The 15,121-nt window shown below is 49.3% G+C and carries 16 protein-coding genes and 2 pseudogenes; 15 read left to right on the top strand and 3 right to left on the bottom strand.

The window, feature by feature from the left end:
* Positions 1-8: 8 nt before the first annotated feature.
* From pepP to L8G48_RS07575, 3 genes are read left to right on the top strand one after another with little or no spacing between them, the layout of a single operon-like run.
* The gene (gene pepP, locus L8G48_RS07585) at positions 9-1,331 is read left to right on the top strand and encodes a Xaa-Pro aminopeptidase (protein ID WP_248263999.1); all 1,323 of its coding nucleotides are present in this window, start codon (positions 9-11) and stop codon (positions 1,329-1,331) included.
* Positions 1,313-2,479, top strand: coding sequence for a 2-octaprenyl-6-methoxyphenyl hydroxylase (ubiH, locus tag L8G48_RS07580; protein WP_248263998.1), 1,167 nt, complete (start codon positions 1,313-1,315; stop codon positions 2,477-2,479). Before pepP ends, ubiH begins: the two co-directional genes overlap by 19 nt.
* The gene (locus L8G48_RS07575; RefSeq protein WP_248263997.1) at positions 2,476-3,669 is read left to right on the top strand and encodes an FAD-dependent oxidoreductase; all 1,194 of its coding nucleotides are present in this window, start codon (positions 2,476-2,478) and stop codon (positions 3,667-3,669) included. The genes ubiH and L8G48_RS07575 overlap by 4 nt, the downstream gene beginning before the upstream one ends.
* 182 nt (positions 3,670-3,851) lie before the next feature.
* Here L8G48_RS07575 and L8G48_RS07570 read toward each other — a convergent pair whose 3' ends face one another.
* Complete coding sequence (locus L8G48_RS07570) at positions 3,852-4,694, bottom strand: LysR family transcriptional regulator (protein WP_248263996.1); 843 nt, start codon at positions 4,692-4,694, stop codon at positions 3,852-3,854.
* Between the two features lie 140 nt (positions 4,695-4,834).
* Here L8G48_RS07570 and gcvT point away from each other — a divergent pair, with 140 nt between their 5' ends.
* From gcvT to L8G48_RS07530, 9 genes and pseudogenes are all read left to right on the top strand, one after another.
* A complete protein-coding gene (gene gcvT, locus L8G48_RS07565; RefSeq protein WP_248263995.1) occupies positions 4,835-5,914 on the top strand; it encodes a glycine cleavage system aminomethyltransferase GcvT in 1,080 nt (359 codons plus the stop codon).
* 50 nt (positions 5,915-5,964) lie between these two features.
* On the top strand, positions 5,965-6,354 hold the full coding sequence (gene gcvH, locus L8G48_RS07560; protein ID WP_248263994.1) for a glycine cleavage system protein GcvH: 390 nt from the start codon (positions 5,965-5,967) through the stop codon (positions 6,352-6,354).
* 125 nt (positions 6,355-6,479) lie between these two features.
* A complete protein-coding gene (gcvP, locus tag L8G48_RS07555; protein WP_248263993.1) occupies positions 6,480-9,368 on the top strand; it encodes an aminomethyl-transferring glycine dehydrogenase in 2,889 nt (962 codons plus the stop codon).
* Between the two features lie 395 nt (positions 9,369-9,763).
* On the top strand, positions 9,764-10,219 hold the full coding sequence (locus L8G48_RS07550) for a DUF6998 domain-containing protein (RefSeq protein WP_248263992.1): 456 nt from the start codon (positions 9,764-9,766) through the stop codon (positions 10,217-10,219).
* Positions 10,220-10,354: 135 nt separating this feature from the next.
* Entirely contained in the window at positions 10,355-10,732 is a 378-nt protein-coding gene (locus L8G48_RS07545; RefSeq protein ID WP_248263991.1) for a hypothetical protein, read from the top strand.
* Positions 10,733-10,817: 85 nt separating this feature from the next.
* Positions 10,818-11,786 carry a hypothetical protein gene (locus L8G48_RS07540; protein WP_248263990.1) on the top strand — a complete coding sequence of 323 codons (969 nt, stop codon included), beginning with the start codon at positions 10,818-10,820 and terminating at the stop codon, positions 11,784-11,786.
* 8 nt (positions 11,787-11,794) lie between these two features.
* Positions 11,795-12,490, top strand: a complete 696-nt coding sequence (locus tag L8G48_RS07535) for a DUF2971 domain-containing protein (protein ID WP_248263989.1) — start codon at positions 11,795-11,797, stop codon at positions 12,488-12,490.
* 145 nt (positions 12,491-12,635) lie between these two features.
* Positions 12,636-12,896 (top strand): annotated as a pseudogene (locus L8G48_RS13620) (BrnT family toxin); the annotation flags it as partial.
* A complete protein-coding gene (locus L8G48_RS07530; RefSeq protein WP_248263988.1) occupies positions 12,889-13,098 on the top strand; it encodes a BrnA antitoxin family protein in 210 nt (69 codons plus the stop codon). The pseudogene L8G48_RS13620 and the gene L8G48_RS07530, both read left to right, overlap by 8 nt.
* A 33-nt stretch (positions 13,099-13,131) precedes the next feature.
* Here the strand turns inward: L8G48_RS07530 and L8G48_RS07525 are convergent, their stop codons facing one another.
* Positions 13,132-13,368 (bottom strand): addiction module protein, encoded by a 237-nt coding sequence (locus tag L8G48_RS07525; protein WP_248263987.1) that lies wholly within the window; start codon positions 13,366-13,368, stop codon positions 13,132-13,134.
* A 233-nt stretch (positions 13,369-13,601) separates the two neighbouring features.
* On the opposite strand from L8G48_RS07525, the gene L8G48_RS07520 reads away from it, so the two are divergent.
* The 3 genes and pseudogenes from L8G48_RS07520 (at position 13,602) to L8G48_RS07510 (ending at position 14,688) form a co-directional block, all read left to right on the top strand.
* On the top strand, positions 13,602-13,922 hold the full coding sequence (locus tag L8G48_RS07520) for a helix-turn-helix domain-containing protein (RefSeq protein ID WP_248263986.1): 321 nt from the start codon (positions 13,602-13,604) through the stop codon (positions 13,920-13,922).
* 86 nt (positions 13,923-14,008) lie between these two features.
* Positions 14,009-14,152, top strand: a pseudogene (locus L8G48_RS07515) (type II toxin-antitoxin system HipA family toxin); the annotation flags it as partial.
* Positions 14,098-14,688 (top strand): type II toxin-antitoxin system HipA family toxin, encoded by a 591-nt coding sequence (locus L8G48_RS07510; protein WP_348983650.1) that lies wholly within the window; start codon positions 14,098-14,100, stop codon positions 14,686-14,688. The pseudogene L8G48_RS07515 and the gene L8G48_RS07510, both read left to right, overlap by 55 nt.
* A gap of 27 nt (positions 14,689-14,715) precedes the next feature.
* On the opposite strand, the gene L8G48_RS07505 is transcribed toward L8G48_RS07510, so the two are convergent.
* Positions 14,716-15,111, bottom strand: a complete 396-nt coding sequence (locus L8G48_RS07505) for a TM2 domain-containing protein (RefSeq protein WP_348983646.1) — start codon at positions 15,109-15,111, stop codon at positions 14,716-14,718.
* Positions 15,112-15,121 lie beyond the last annotated feature (10 nt).

Raw genomic sequence — 15,121 nt, 5'->3', positions numbered from 1 at the left:
GGTCGCTAATGAAAGACGTTATTCCTCAGGATGAATTTAACCAACGCCGGCAACAGCTGCTGCAGTCATTGCCGGCACATTCATTGGCGCTGGTGGCTGCTAACAGTGAAGTCACCCGCAGCAATGATACCGAATACCCTTTTCGCCAAAACAGCGATTTTTTCTATTTAACCGGCTTTAATGAACCCGACGCCGTATTGCTGCTGATCAACGACAGCAACCCGCGCAGTGTTTTATTCTGTCAGGACAAAGACCCAAAGCATGAAGTCTGGCACGGGTTGCGTCTGGGTTACACCAATGCGGTTAAAGCCTTAGCGGTAGATAACGCAGAAGATCTCGACACCTTGCCGGAGCGTTTGCCTGAACTACTGCAGGGTATTGAATCGGTTTTTTATCCTATGGGTGAAGACTCGGTTTTGGCTGAAGTGGTCAGTGATGCGCGTGATGATGTCAGCGTTAAAGCGCGCCGCAGTGGTAAACTGGCACCCCAGAGTTTGTCCGATTTACGACCGCTGCTGGATGACATGCGGCTGATTAAATCAGCCAATGAAGTAGCGGTGATGAAAGAAGCGGCGCGTATTAGTTCGGGGGCGTTCCGCCGTATTATGCGTTTTGTGGAGGACGGAAAGCACGAGTATCAGGTTGCCGCAGAATTACACCACGAATTTGCCATGAACGGCGCACTGCATCCGGCATACGGCATTATTAGCGGCGGCGGTGCCAATGCCTGTATTTTGCATTACACCGATAACCGCGACGTATTGCACAACGGCGACTTGCTGCTGGTGGATGCAGGTGCTGAATATCAGGGCTACGCAGCGGATATTACCCGCACGTTCCCGGTTAATGGAAAGTTTAACGAGCCACAGTCCATACTTTACAATTTGGTTCTGAAAGCTCAGCAGGCCGCCTTTGCCGAAATAAAGCCCGGCAGTAATCTCGTTAAGGCGAGTGAAGCGGCTGCCAGAGTTATTAGTGACGGACTGACCGAACTGGGCATTTTAACCGGCGATGCGGAAGAGAACTTTAAAGAACAGCGCTGGAAAACCTATTTTATTCACGGACTGGGTCATTGGCTGGGTCTGGATGTTCACGATGTGGGTCGTTATCGCGATAATGAAGGAAAACCTGTTGCCTTTAAACCCGGCATGGCACTGACGATAGAGCCTGGCATCTATATTCCGCAAGATGCCGACGTAGATCCAAAATGGCGAGGCATAGGTATTCGTATTGAAGACGACCTGGTAATAACCGCTGATGGCTTTGACAACATGAGCGCCGGGGTACCCAAAACCATTGAAGAGATTGAAGCATGGATGAAAAGCCAGTAACCCAGGCAGATGTTGCCATAGCCGGAGGCGGCTTAGTCGGCGCCTTAACCGGCTTAATGTTGTCGCAACAACGGCCGGACTGGCGTATTGTGGTTTGTGAACCCCGGCCAGATGGGCCACCTGCTGATAAGCGAATTATTGCACTGGCAGCGGCTTCAGCGCAGCGGTTGAAAAGCCTTGGGGCACTTGATGGTATCGACAGTACACCAATAAAGCACATTCATATTTCCGATCGCGGTTTTGCCGGTGCCACTGAACTGCATGCTGAGCATGAAAACGTCGAGGCTTTAGGGCGGGTTGTTTCGGCCTCTGAGCTGGTCAATAACCTGTACTTAAGCTGCCGGCAGCAGCCGAATTTAAACTGGTGTTCCGGTGTTCGGCTGGAGCAAGTGACGCAGCAGCAAGAGCATATTGAATTAAGCCTGGATAACGGGCAGCCGTTGCTGGCTAAGTTACTCATTGGCGCCGATGGCCAGAATTCGCTTGTGCGTGAACAATTAAGAGTAGAGTCTGATGTTTATGACTATGGCCAGTTTGGCTGTATTGCCACACTGGACCTGAAACAACCTTTAAACGGCTGGGCTTACGAGCGTTTTACCGAAGCCGGTCCCATTGCTCTATTACCCATGCAGAATTCGCAGGCCTCGCTGGTGTGGAGCTTCACCGAAGCACAGCGTGAAGCCGCCGAACAATGGTCTGACGCTGAGTTTTTGCGCCATTGTCAGCAGGCTTTTGGCTACCGCGCCGGGTTATTCTCCGGCGTGTCTAAACGTGTTTTTTACCCGCTCATTTTACGCCGCGCAAAACGCTCGGTGCATCATCGCAGCGTGATTATTGGCAACGCGTCGCATGCGCTGCACCCCATTGCCGGTCAGGGTTTTAATCTGGGATTACGCGATACGGAAGTTCTGTGTGAGTCGCTGGCAACCACTGGTGATCCGGGAAGTTTCCGCGCCTTGCAGCGCTATGAACAAAACCGCGAGCGCGATTATCAGGCCATCATTAAACTGACCGATGGCCTCGTGCGAGGCTTTTCGAACCGTTATTTGCCAACCGTAGTTGGTCGTAACAGCGCGTTGATGCTGTTGCAGCACTGCGCACCGTTAAAGTCAGCCTTTGCGCGCTTAACCATGGGAATGCAGCCATGACAATGAAACGAAAAAAGCGGGATGTGGTGATTGTTGGCGGCGGCATGATAGGTCTTAGCCTGGCTATACGGCTGGCTCAGAAAAACCGGCAGGTGGTCGTGCTGGAACGCTATGAACAACCCGCACTTTCAAATGAGCTGGCGTTGCGGGTGAGCGCACTGAATGCTCGCAGTCGCGGTTTATTACAGAGCTGTGGTGCCTGGACTAAAATTCAGGCGCACCGCACCGGGCCGTATGAAAGCATGCAAGTGTGGGACAAAGACAGCCCGGCGCACATTGAATTTTCTGCCGCAGAAATTAACGCCGCTGATTTAGGCGCTATTGCTGAAAATAATGTGGTTGAGCACTTTCTGTGGGAATGCGCGGAACAGGCCGGTGTTGAGATTCTGCAGGCCGGTGAATGGTCTATTATTGAGGCGGGCGATGAGAATAGCCCGGTTGAAATAAAAGTGGGTGAGTGTTTACTCACGGCTAGCCTATTGGTGGGAACCGATGGCGGCCGCTCGAAAGTGCGTCAATACACCGAACTGCCGTTAACCTTCTGGGGTTACGGTCAGCAAGGTATAGTGGCGAATATAAAAACAGAACAGCCGCATAACGGCGTTGCCCGGCAGGTGTTTTTACCCACCGGGCCGCTGGCGCTGCTGCCAACACCGGATGCTCATACCGTTTCTATTGTCTGGTCTGCCGATGAAGAGCTCGCTGCTGACTTATTCAAGGAAACGCCTGAGCGCTTTGCTAAGCAAGTGGAGACTGAATCAGGGCGGGTACTGGGTGCCTGCGAATGTGTCTCCGATGCGAAAGCCTTTCCGCTGAGAATGCAGTATGTGCGCCAATGGTATCTGCATCGCATTGTGTTAGCTGGTGATGCCGCGCACACCATTCATCCGCTGGCCGGGCAGGGTGCTAATTTGGGCTTTGGTGATGTGAACGCTTTAACTGCGCAGCTTGATGGCGTTGATTTGTCCTCACTAGCGCAATTGCAGCGTTCGTTAAGTGCGTATCAGCGTGAACGAAAAGCCGACACCCAGCTAATGATTGCTGCCATGGAAACGTTCAAACGCGGCTTTGGTACCGCTAACCCTTTGGTAAAAGGGCTACGCGCCCTGGCTTTTGCACTGCCAAATAAATTCACTCCGCTAAAACGCAAATTAGCTGAAACTGCGCTGGGCACTGACCCCCGGAGTTAGGCGGCTGTGGTTGGTGCCTGCTGGTCAAGGATACGCCCGTGAACCCATCCCTGGGGGGCTTGGGCGGCGCCATCCATGGCGCCGCACACTCCCTGACCAGCAGGTACCAATCATAAGCGCCACCTATCCCCGTTGCTGAGCACCCAACGCATGTAGCCTGACGTTCACGTCAGGTGAGATGCTTAAATCCTGGCCTTAAGGTAATCGGCTAACTGCGAAGCGGCGCTTGAAGCCCCGCCGGCCAGGCGCATAATCACGTTAACCGAGCCAGCGTCAGGTAAGGGCTTGTTACCGGAAAAGTTTTCTAAAACCGGAATGTCCTGCGGTACCGTGCTTTTAGCCAGCACGGTCATACCCAGGCCACTATTCAGTGCTGCGGTCAACCCGGAAAAATCCGTATTAGTATAGGTAATTCGATAAGGCTGACGAATGCGTTGCAAGCTCTGTTCTGCCCGGCGCCGGTAAATACAGCCTTCGGGGGCAACTACCATTGGCCAGCTGGGCTGCTCTAATAAGCCGGGTAAGCCCACCCAAACCAGCTCTTCGCGCTGAATCAGCACATCACTTTTATTGGTTTGTTCGCGCAGTGCCAGAATAATATCGAATTGTTGGCCAAGCCCGGACAGTAAGTCTTTACTCAGTGCGGAGGTTACCTGCAACGTCACCTGCGGGTAAACCTGAGCGAACTGACCAAGAACTTTTGGCAGCAGGCTGGAGGCAAATTCACTGGTAATACCCAGCCGGACTTTACCGCTGACTTGTTGCGGTTCAAACTGCGCCCAGGCCTGATCATTCAGAGCCAGCAAGCGCTGGGCGTAATCAAACAGCAGTTCGCCGTCGGCTGATAGCGCAAAGCCGCTGCCGTTTCGGGTCAGTAACTCGCACCCCAATTGTTGCTCCAATTTTTTAAGCTGCAGACTAATGGCTGGCTGGGAACGTCCCATGCGCTCTCCGGCTAAGGTCATGCTGCCCAATTCAACCACGGCACTAAAGCTGCGTAAGGCTTCTAAGGATAAATGCTTCATTGTATTGATTTATAAAACCTTGGTTAGGTATTTAAAAGGTTAATAGCATTATAAGCATTATTGATTTTAAGTTTAAGTGAATCACGCCTATAATTTGCGACCATAAATGGTACATAAAGTGAACAAAAAAGGAACACAGTATGGGTAGCAAAACGCCACTGTACGAAGCACACGTTAAAGCCGGTGCAAAAATGGTCGATTTTCATGGCTGGGACATGCCGCTGAACTATGGTTCGCAAATTGAAGAACACCATGCTGTACGCCGTGACTGCGGTGTTTTTGATGTGTCGCACATGACTATTGTCGATGTTAAAGGCCCTCAGGCTCAGGCCTTTTTGCGCTACTTGCTGGCTAATGATGTTGCCAAGCTGAAAACCGAAGGTAAAGCACAGTACACCAGTATGCTGAATGAAAACGGTGGTGTTATTGACGACCTCATTGTGTATCACTTTTCTGACACCTCATACCGCATGGTCGTAAACTCCGCTACGCGTGACCGCGACTTAGCCTGGATAGAAAAAGTAGCCGCTAAATTTGATGTCACCACTAAAGAACGCGATGACATGGGTATGCTGGCGCTACAGGGCCCGAAAACCGCTGAAAAAATCCAGCAGGTATTAACCGCCGAGCAATATGCACCAATTGATGGCATGAAGCCATTCGTGGGTAAAGAAGTGGGCAGCTACTTTATTGCGACCACCGGTTACACCGGTGAAAAAGGCTATGAAATTGTGGTTCCGTCTGAGCAGCTGGAAGCGCTATGGGATGAACTGCTAAAAGCAGACGTTGCTCCGTGTGGCCTTGGCGCCCGTGACACCCTGCGTTTAGAAGCCGGCATGAACCTGTATGGTCAGGACATGGACGAAGAAATAACGCCGCTGGAAGCCAATATGGGCTGGAGTGTAGCGTTTGAACCGGCTGAGCGTGATTTCATTGGCCGCAAAACCTTAGAGCAGAAAAAAGCCGACGGCCACGACAAGCTGGTTGGCCTGGTCATGGAAGAGAAAGGTGTTCTTCGTCATGGTCAAAAAGTGACCACTGAAGGTGGCGAAGGCATCATTACTTCTGGTACATTCTCGCCTACGCTTGGTTTCTCGGTTGCAATGGCTCGCGTTCCATCCAGTGTTGGTGATACAGCTGAAGTGGAAATGCGTAAGAAACAAATGCCGGTTAAGGTAGTTAAGCCAGGTTTCGTCAGAAACGGTCAATCTGTTTTATAATCGAACAAGATTCAATACATTCCGGCTACGCCGGTTAGAAGGACAGTAAAATGAGCAATATTCCAGCAGATTTGAAATATGCGTCAACCCACGAATGGGTTCGTGATGAAGGTGACGGTACTTTTACCATTGGTATCTCTGAGCACGCGCAGGAACTTCTTGGCGACATGGTGTTTGTTGAGTTACCGGATGTTGGTGACGAAATTGCCACAGGCGATGACATTGCTGTAGCTGAATCGGTAAAAGCGGCGTCAGACATCTACGCACCGATGACCGGCGAAGTGATCGCTATTAATGAAGATTTAGAAGATGCGCCTGAAACCGTCAACAACGACCCATACGGCGATGGCTGGTTATTCCGTATTAAAGCCGAAGACAGCAGTGAGCTGAAAAACTTACTGGACGCTGACGCTTACGAGGCTTCAATCGACGAAGACTGAGGCTATTGGTGCGCTGCACCGATGACACAGAGCGTCTTGAGCCCCGGAAATTAGCCGGGGTTTGTTGTTTCTTATTTCCGATAAGTTTTCGGTAAATTTCCGATAAATGCACGAGGCCGAGTTATATGAGCAGTACTACCCTGACGCAATTAGAACACCACGATGAATTCATTAGCCGCCATATTGGCCCCAGCGCCGATGAACAAAAAGCCATGCTGGCTGAACTGGGTGTCGATTCTTTAGAAGCATTAACCAAAGACACCGTACCCGGGACCATTCTGCGCGAACCTTTTCTACAAACCGGAGAGCCGCAAACAGAACGTGAAGCTCTGGCTCGGCTTAAAACTATCGCGAAAAAGAACCAAATTTGCACCTCGTACATTGGCATGGGCTATTACGACACCGTAGTGCCCAATGTTATTTTGCGTAACGTACTGGAAAATCCGGGTTGGTACACCGCGTACACGCCGTATCAGCCGGAGCTTGCTCAGGGCCGCTTAGAAGCACTGCTTAACTTCCAGCAAATGACCATGGATTTAACCGGCTTAGACTTAGCCAGTGCCTCGTTGCTGGACGAAGCCACCGCCGCCGCTGAAACAATGGCCATGGCGAAGCGTGTTTCCAAAAACAAAAAATCGAACGCGTTTTATATTGCTGACAACGTTTACCCGCAAACCATCGACGTGGTGAAAACCCGTGCCGAATACTTTGGCTTCGAGATTATCGTCGGTCCGGCGCGTGAAGCGTCCGATCACGATGTATTCGGTGCGTTGTTGCAGTACCCGGACAAGCAAGGCCAGTTGCACAACATTGAGCAGCTGATTGGTGAGTTGCAGGAGAAAAAGACCATTGTTGCCGTTGCTTCTGACTTAATGAGCCTGCTGATGGTGAAAGCACCCGGCGAAATGGGTGCCGACATGGTGTTCGGTAACGCTCAGCGTTTTGGTGTCCCTATGGGCTACGGCGGTCCTCATGCGGCGTTCTTTGCCACTCGTGACAAGTTTAAGCGTTCACTGCCTGGCCGTATTATCGGTGTTTCTAAAGACTCGCGCGGACGTCCGGCGTTGCGTATGGCCATGCAGACCCGTGAGCAGCATATACGCCGTGAGAAAGCCAACTCGAACATTTGTACCGCACAGGTACTGTTAGCGAATATGGCCTCGTTCTACGCCGTTTATCACGGCCCGGACGGTCTGCGCCGCATTGCCAACCGCATTCACCGCTTAACCGACATTGTCGCGCTAGGCATGCAGGACAAAGGCGTGAAGCTGGTGAACAGCCACTGGTTCGACACCTTAACCTTTGAAATGAAAGAAAACGCCGCCGACATTCTGGCGCGTACTAAAGCCCTGGGTCTTAACCTACGTGTTGATGGCGAAGGCGTATTTGGCCTGAGCCTGGACGAAGCGAAAACGCGCGATGACGTTGAAGCGCTATTCTCAGCCCTGTTTGGTGACAACCACGGGTTAGACATTGATGTACTGGACAGCCGCGTAGCCGGTGGTGATGTTGAATCTATTCCGGCTGATTTAGTGCGTACCTCTGAGTATCTGCAGCACCCGGTATTTAACGAATACCAATCAGAAACTAAAATGCTGCGTTACATCAAAAAACTGGAAAACAAAGATTTAGCCCTGAACCACTCAATGATTTCATTAGGTTCATGCACCATGAAGCTGAACGCTACCGCCGAGATGATCCCGGTCACCTGGCCTGAGTTTGGTCAGCTGCACCCATTCTGCCCGGCAGAGCAGGCGCAGGGGTATCACGAGCTGGTATCGACCTTGTCTGAATGGTTGATTGATGTGACTGGCTACGATGACCTCTCGATGCAACCGAACTCCGGTGCACAGGGCGAATATGCCGGTTTGCTGGCTATCCAGAAATACCACGAAAGCCGTGGTGACGGACACCGCAACATTTGCCTGATACCAAGTTCTGCGCACGGAACCAATCCGGCTTCTGCGCAAATGATGAACATGAAAGTAGTGGTGGTCGACTGCGATAAACACGGCAACGTGGATATGGATGACCTGAAAGCCAAAGCCGAAGAAGCGGGCGAGAACCTGTCGTGCGTTATGGTAACTTACCCGTCCACGCACGGCGTGTACGAAGAAGGCATTAAAGACATTTGTGACCTGGTTCACAGCTACGGCGGTCAGGTGTACATGGACGGCGCTAACATGAACGCCCAGGTAGGCGTAACGTCACCGGGTTATATTGGCTCGGACGTATCGCACCTGAACCTGCACAAAACCTTCTGCATTCCGCACGGTGGCGGCGGCCCGGGTATGGGTCCTATTGGTGTAAAGCAGCACCTGGCTGAGTTTTTGCCAAACCACTCTATTGTGAACATCGACGGACCTAAAGCCGGTAATGGTGCGGTGTCGGGTGCTCAGTTTGGTAGTGCCAGCATTCTCACCATTTCCTGGATGTACATTGCCATGATGGGCGGACGTGGTTTACGTGAAGCTTCAGAAGTTGCCATTTTAAATGCTAACTACCTGGCTAAAAATTTGAGCAAGCACTTCAAAATTCTGTACCGTGGCCGCAACAACCGTGTGGCACACGAATGCATTATTGACCTGCGCCCAATGAAAGACGCCGCCGGCATTGCCGAAATTGATGTGGCTAAACGCTTACAGGACTACGGTTTCCACTCACCCACCATGAGCTTCCCGGTAGCGGGTACCATTATGGTTGAGCCAACCGAGTCTGAGTCTAAAGCCGAGCTGGACCGCTTTATTGAAGCCTTAGTCAGCATTAAAGCCGAAGCCGAGAAAGTGGCTGCCGGTGAATGGCCAAAAGACAACAACCCACTGGTTAACGCTCCGCATACACTGGCTGACATTACCGACGCTGAATGGGACCGCCCATACGATCGCAAAACAGCGACCTACCCGGTAGAAGCCGTTGGCTACGATAAGTTCTGGCCAACAGTCAACCGTATTGACGACGTGTTCGGCGACCGTAACCTGATGTGCTCATGCCCGAGCATTGAAGAGTACCGGTAAGGGTTGTGCTGGGGATGCCTGACGTTTACGTCAGGTTCGATATCTCTGACATGACTATGGAGCCCGCTTTTTAGCGGGCTTTTTTATTGGTGGAGAGCGTGTTGTAAGTAACCTTGGTTAGCGGGCTAAACAGACTACCTCCCTTATCTCGCCATATTGCACGTTTTCTTGTTGTTTTGTGTATTTAAGTCGTTTAATGTCAAATACATAATAAAAAAATCCAAGTTAGATATTGTGCGTCCGTTAGAGTGTAACTGAGCATGCTCAAATTGCTTTTGCTTGTTTAGAGGGCTTAAATACGGGAATTTTTTATTTATCAGCAACTTAATAGTCGGTAGCCATCAATTTAACGAGTTACAAAGTGCGCAGGGATAATATATAAATGTTAAATGTCTATGATCGATCACGATAAATTTCGGGTCTTGGTTAATCAGCTCTATGCAACGGTCAATGAGCTGGAAGCCATGTTCCCAGGCAGGCACTTCACCCCGGATGGTCATATGGTTGGCAGTTTGGGTGAATGCCTTGTGGCCGATGCATACAACTTGGAGCTGAAGACAGCGTCCAACAAAGGCTATGACGCTGTCACCGAAACCGGCTTGGAAGTTGAGATCAAGGCTACGCAATCCAACGCTGTTGCGTTCCGGAGTCAGCCGCAGCATACGATCATCATCAAGATCCTGCGTGACGGTTCATTCGAGGAAGTCTATAACGGGCCAGGAGCCCTTTTTTGGGAGCAATTCAAAGGTAAACGGCTACCGAGTAATGGCCAGTTTCAAGTTTCTCTAAACAAACTCCGGCAACTCAATCAAACAGTGGCTCGAGCGGACCGTGTGCCCAGGGCCATTTAACAAGGCGTATCAGTACGCGGCCGGTGGCCGCCGGACGCCCTTTATGTGGCTCCTTCGTCGCCACTCCAAGGTCGCCGCTGTGCTTCGGCGTTATGCAATTCGATCCACCACTAAGATCATCCTCATGCAGGGTAGGTGACAAAAGAACGAATAGTCATGTTTAGTATCGCAATATTCTTCTTTATTGCCACGGAAATTATGCGAACACTTTATCGGCCATGGGTCTATAGTGACGGTGTGAACGATTATGGCGTGGCCGATAGTGTTGGGAGTTTTGGTGGAGCATTTGTCATAGTTTTCGGTCTTACTCCAGTCTTGAGTAGGACGCCCAAAAAGGCCCGCGGTAATTCAATCGCTCTAGCTATGAGTTGCGTGATATACGAAGTTCTTCAGCCGCATCTCGGAACTGGGGTATTTGACTGGCTTGACCTCATTGCAGCTGCGATTGGAGGGTCTATTGCAGCGCTTTCAGTTGGTTTTTGGCATCATAAGGTAGACCTAAGAAATGCATAACCAAACCATTAAATACGCTCCCTTCGGTCGCCGGACCTCGTTTCACTCGGCCGTTTATGGCGGGCGTTAGCCTCCATGGAGACTTATGAGTAAGCCTTTAATTTACATCGATCAGAATATCATCGGACTGCAGTTGCAGGGCATTATCAGCCTAGCTAAACGGGATGATGTAACTTGGGTTTACTCAAAGGAACACTTTGCGGAGATTAGACGTTCTGATGAACCCGCGAAATATTTAGATGTACTCGATGCTATAGATGCAAAATTATTGGATCTTGTTCTCGACGAGAACTGGAAGATTACTGGTGAAGCCCGGTTAAATGAGAGCGGACCCCCTCATCAGCATTATGATGCCTATATTGAGGCAAACAGAGATGTGGATTTCGACGATACCCTTTTTGACCCATTTCAGGTTTGGGTTAACGGTGGCGGAGACGAAGGGCCATTAAAGGATCTATCCGAAAAATTCGCACACCAAATTCTCAGCCTAACTTCTGAGTTGCCTTTTGATACTACCGAAATGACCGGCAAAGTTAAGTCTATAAAGCCCAAATTTGATTCCATGATCGATGAAATGATCTTGAATGGAAATAATATAGAGAAAACTAGGGCCGCTTTTGGCGATGAGAAAGGCGCTATCGGTAGCATTTCAGGAGAAAATGAGATCGAAAAAATATGGGAAATAATATCTCCAACAATGCAGGGAGCTGAGATTAGTTGCGATCAATTTTTTGGCTTTGATCCTATTGAAAAGCAAGGTTACGAGTCCTGGCCGATGTATCTCGGAATAATCGGATGCAATGCGGTACTTGATATATTAGGTTTTCAAGCAGAGAAAAAATGCCGAAAACTAAATAAAATTCATAACGTAAGGAGCGATGCCGGCCATATAGCAATGGGTGCGTACTGCTCAGCAATCCTATCAGAGGATAAGCGTTTGATAAAAAGAGCAAAAGCCATATACGGATATAAAAGTATAGGAACTTCCCCCATTTTGGTCACACGAGAGGCTAACAAGTCAATCCAGCCGACCGCTGACGCGTCGGCTGATTGAAGCGTTAGATGCAACAAGGAAAGCTTGTGCCCAGAAATCACGATAGAGATTACTTCTACAAATTTATGCCTTGTGATACGGCCACGGCAGTACTCGAAAATTGTTCGCTGAGATGGAGGGAGCCTAAACAGTTTAATGATCCATTTGATCATCAAATGTCGTTCAACTTTTCATATACACAGGAACAATTCTCGTCAGCTATAGCTGACGAGGTTGAACGGTTAGTGTATTCGGACGACGAGCCTGTGTTTGTCGAAGAAACTGGCCTGTCTTTGATGGTGCGAATGCTCAGGGAACGTAGAGACTTGATTCCGAAAGAGGAGGTGCTTCGTACTTTACGGGAAGGTGTAGCAGAATCAGGGGCACGATTTCAACAATATCAAGATAATATAAATTCGTTAATCACCAACGATCTAAATCGATCACGTGTGATATGCCTCAGCGAAAAAAACGACAATGTTGTTATGTGGTCTCATTATGCAGACTCGCACTCTGGAGTATGCATCAGGCTCCAATGCATAGAAGAAATTGACAACACATTGCTAATGGCGAAGCCAGTAAATTACGACAAATCGTTCCCGCTATTTCCGTCCCTACAAGAACATGTAAAGCATCTTACCGGTGAGGCTCCGATTGACTTTGCTGAACTTCTTTATCGCGTACCTTACATAAAGCATGAGCATTGGAGGTATGAAAACGAGTGAATATAACCAGGGCGGTCAAGGGACGCTCCGTTCGTCGCGCCTCTGCCGCTAGCGTTAACAGTATATGACTCGGCACCTTGACAATACCTACGCTGTAACTACAATGTAATTCACGAGCCATCTCACCTTTGACTGGGATCCTCGCAAGGATGCCTCTAATCGAAAGAAGCATGACGTCTCGTTCAACGAGGCCAAAACTGCCTTTACAGACGAGTTCGGGCGCCTAATAGCGGATCCTGATCATTCTACTGACGAGGACCGATTCATACTCCTCGGAACGAGCATCCATTCTCGTTTGCTGGTGGTGTGCCACTGCGTTAGAGACGGTGAGACCATCCGAATCATCTCTGCGCGAAAGGCTGATAAGCGAGAGCGAAAGACTTATGAAGGGTATAGGTATGCGTGATCACTACAATTTTTCAGACTCCGTTAAGAATCCTTATGCCAAAAAGCTCAAGAAGCAGGTTACGATTAGGCTGGATGAAGATACCGTTGCGTATTTCAAGAATCTGGCCGAGGAAAAAGACCTTCCGTATCAGAGCCTAATTAATCTCTATCTGCGCGACTGCGCACAGTCACATAAAGACCTTAAGATTGAGTGGCAATAAACTGTTAACAAACGGCTTCTGCTACCTTCAAGTTCAGTCCTTAATCTGAGCTCTGGCGCGTGAAATGGCTTCATCAGCATCAAGAAGCTCAGTTTTACCTGATTCAATGTCATTGATTCTTAGACAAATTTCAATGTCCCAAGCCTCGGCAATACTGGTATCGGCCGGACCATCTAAACTTGCGACCAAATCATGTGCCAATTTAGCTCGCTCTTTCTCAGGCAAGGTCATAGCGACACTAGTAATATTTTCAAGTTGTGCTGTGTCCATTACCTAAAGCTTTTAAAATGGGAATGAATAAATAATGCACTAAAATACACCTCATAACGAGGTCAAACACCGTGGTAGTTCTTTCGCTGTGTATTATAGCCTTCTAAATGAATTTTAAACTTAAAATTTTACTTTGTAGCCTATATAAAGTCTTTTATATAAGTTAAATTGCGTACCATAAATAGTCTGCTAAACTCTAATCATAGATTTAAAGACTATAAAAGGTACTTTATATGAATTATGAACGTGTTCCAGCAGCCATTGGTCAACGAGTTAAACAGTACCGACTGAATCAGGACTTAACCCAGGAGGATTTAGCTACCTTAGCTAATGTCTCACTGAATGCGGTTAAATCGGCGGAAAGTGGTAAAAGCACGTTGCCCACCTATGTCGCTATTCTTCAGGCGTTAGGTCATATCGATAACTTACTGGCGGCCTTCCCGGACGAGGGCGTTTCTCCTGTGCAGTTGCTAAAAAGCAGCACCAAACAAAAGAAACGGGCGAGCGGTAAAACTCGTGTGCAGCCTGCTAAGAATGAGGAGCTGGACTGGTGATCAATACCATTGAAGTAAGATAAAAAGATGCGCCGGTTGGTGCCTTAAGCTATAGCAAAGGCGATACGGCGGCGCGGTTCGAATATTTTTCTGAATTTGTCGACAAAAACATTCCCCTTGCGCCTTTAACCATGCCCGCTGAAAAAGGCCGGATATTTTCGTTTCCGGGGTTAAACTGGGATACCTTCAGAGGCTTGCCCGGTATGCTGGCCGACTCTTTGCCCTGTTAAAATTCGACGGCGTACAAGAAAGAGACCCGGCTCAGCAAACTTTTGGTGACCCACTGGGGTACGGCGCCATTAAGCACGTAAATTATCACGATATTGGCTCTTTCTCTTACGAGGAGCTGTTTCAGGTGGCCCGCCAGCTGCGGCTGCCACGGGAAGACGCGATAGATTTATTCCGACGCATGGTGTTCAACCACGTAGCGACGAACCACGATGACCATTCAAAGAACTTTGGCGTTATGCTGGAAGGCACACAGTGGCGGCTGAGTCCGGCCTACGACGTGGCATTTAGCTACAAGCCCGGGAACCCCTGGGTCGAGCAGCACTGGATGTCCCTAAACGGAAAACGCAGTGACCATTCCCGGGCCGATTTTTACGCGCTTTCAGACGTGCATTTGTCAAAAGTACCCCGACAGGAAATTGATGCGATTATTGATGATGTGATTAACGCGGTGGCTCAGTGGCCGCAATTAGCGAAAGAGAATGAAGTGCCGGAAACGCTGGCAGATTCAATAAGCAGCCACCTAAAGCTGAAGTAATTTCGCTGATACGTAATTATGCCTTATTCAGGTATGACCGGACTTAACCTCCTCAATCAGCTGGCGCATAAGGTTGTTATTGTAGGCATGCACAATCTGTTGCGATTTAAACAGCTGAGGCAGCTCAATAATCACAATGGCAAGCAGAATGATAACGCCAAGTAATGGTAAAAACGGCAGCATGGCCAGCCCGAGTAGCATGACACAAAGGTTGATAACACCGCGCTGGGTGTTGTTTAAATAAAAGTGATGCAACCCCGCCAGCAGAAACCAGTTGAGTACCGCATAGGTGTCGGGATCTTTTATCCGCTGACCTTCAAGGCGGTAATACTGTTTTCGCTGTTCGTCAGAAAGCTCGCGTATTTTTAAACGTAACGCTTCTTCTTCATCACGCAACTGTTGGGAGGACATTTTATCAGACATAGAAGTCACC

Origin of the sequence: Idiomarina aminovorans (assembly GCF_023155095.1) — a bacterium.
GTDB lineage: Bacteria > Pseudomonadota > Gammaproteobacteria > Enterobacterales > Alteromonadaceae > Idiomarina > Idiomarina aminovorans.
Note: the sequence above shows the minus strand (reverse complement) of the source record. Positions and strands in the feature narration are given on the sequence as shown.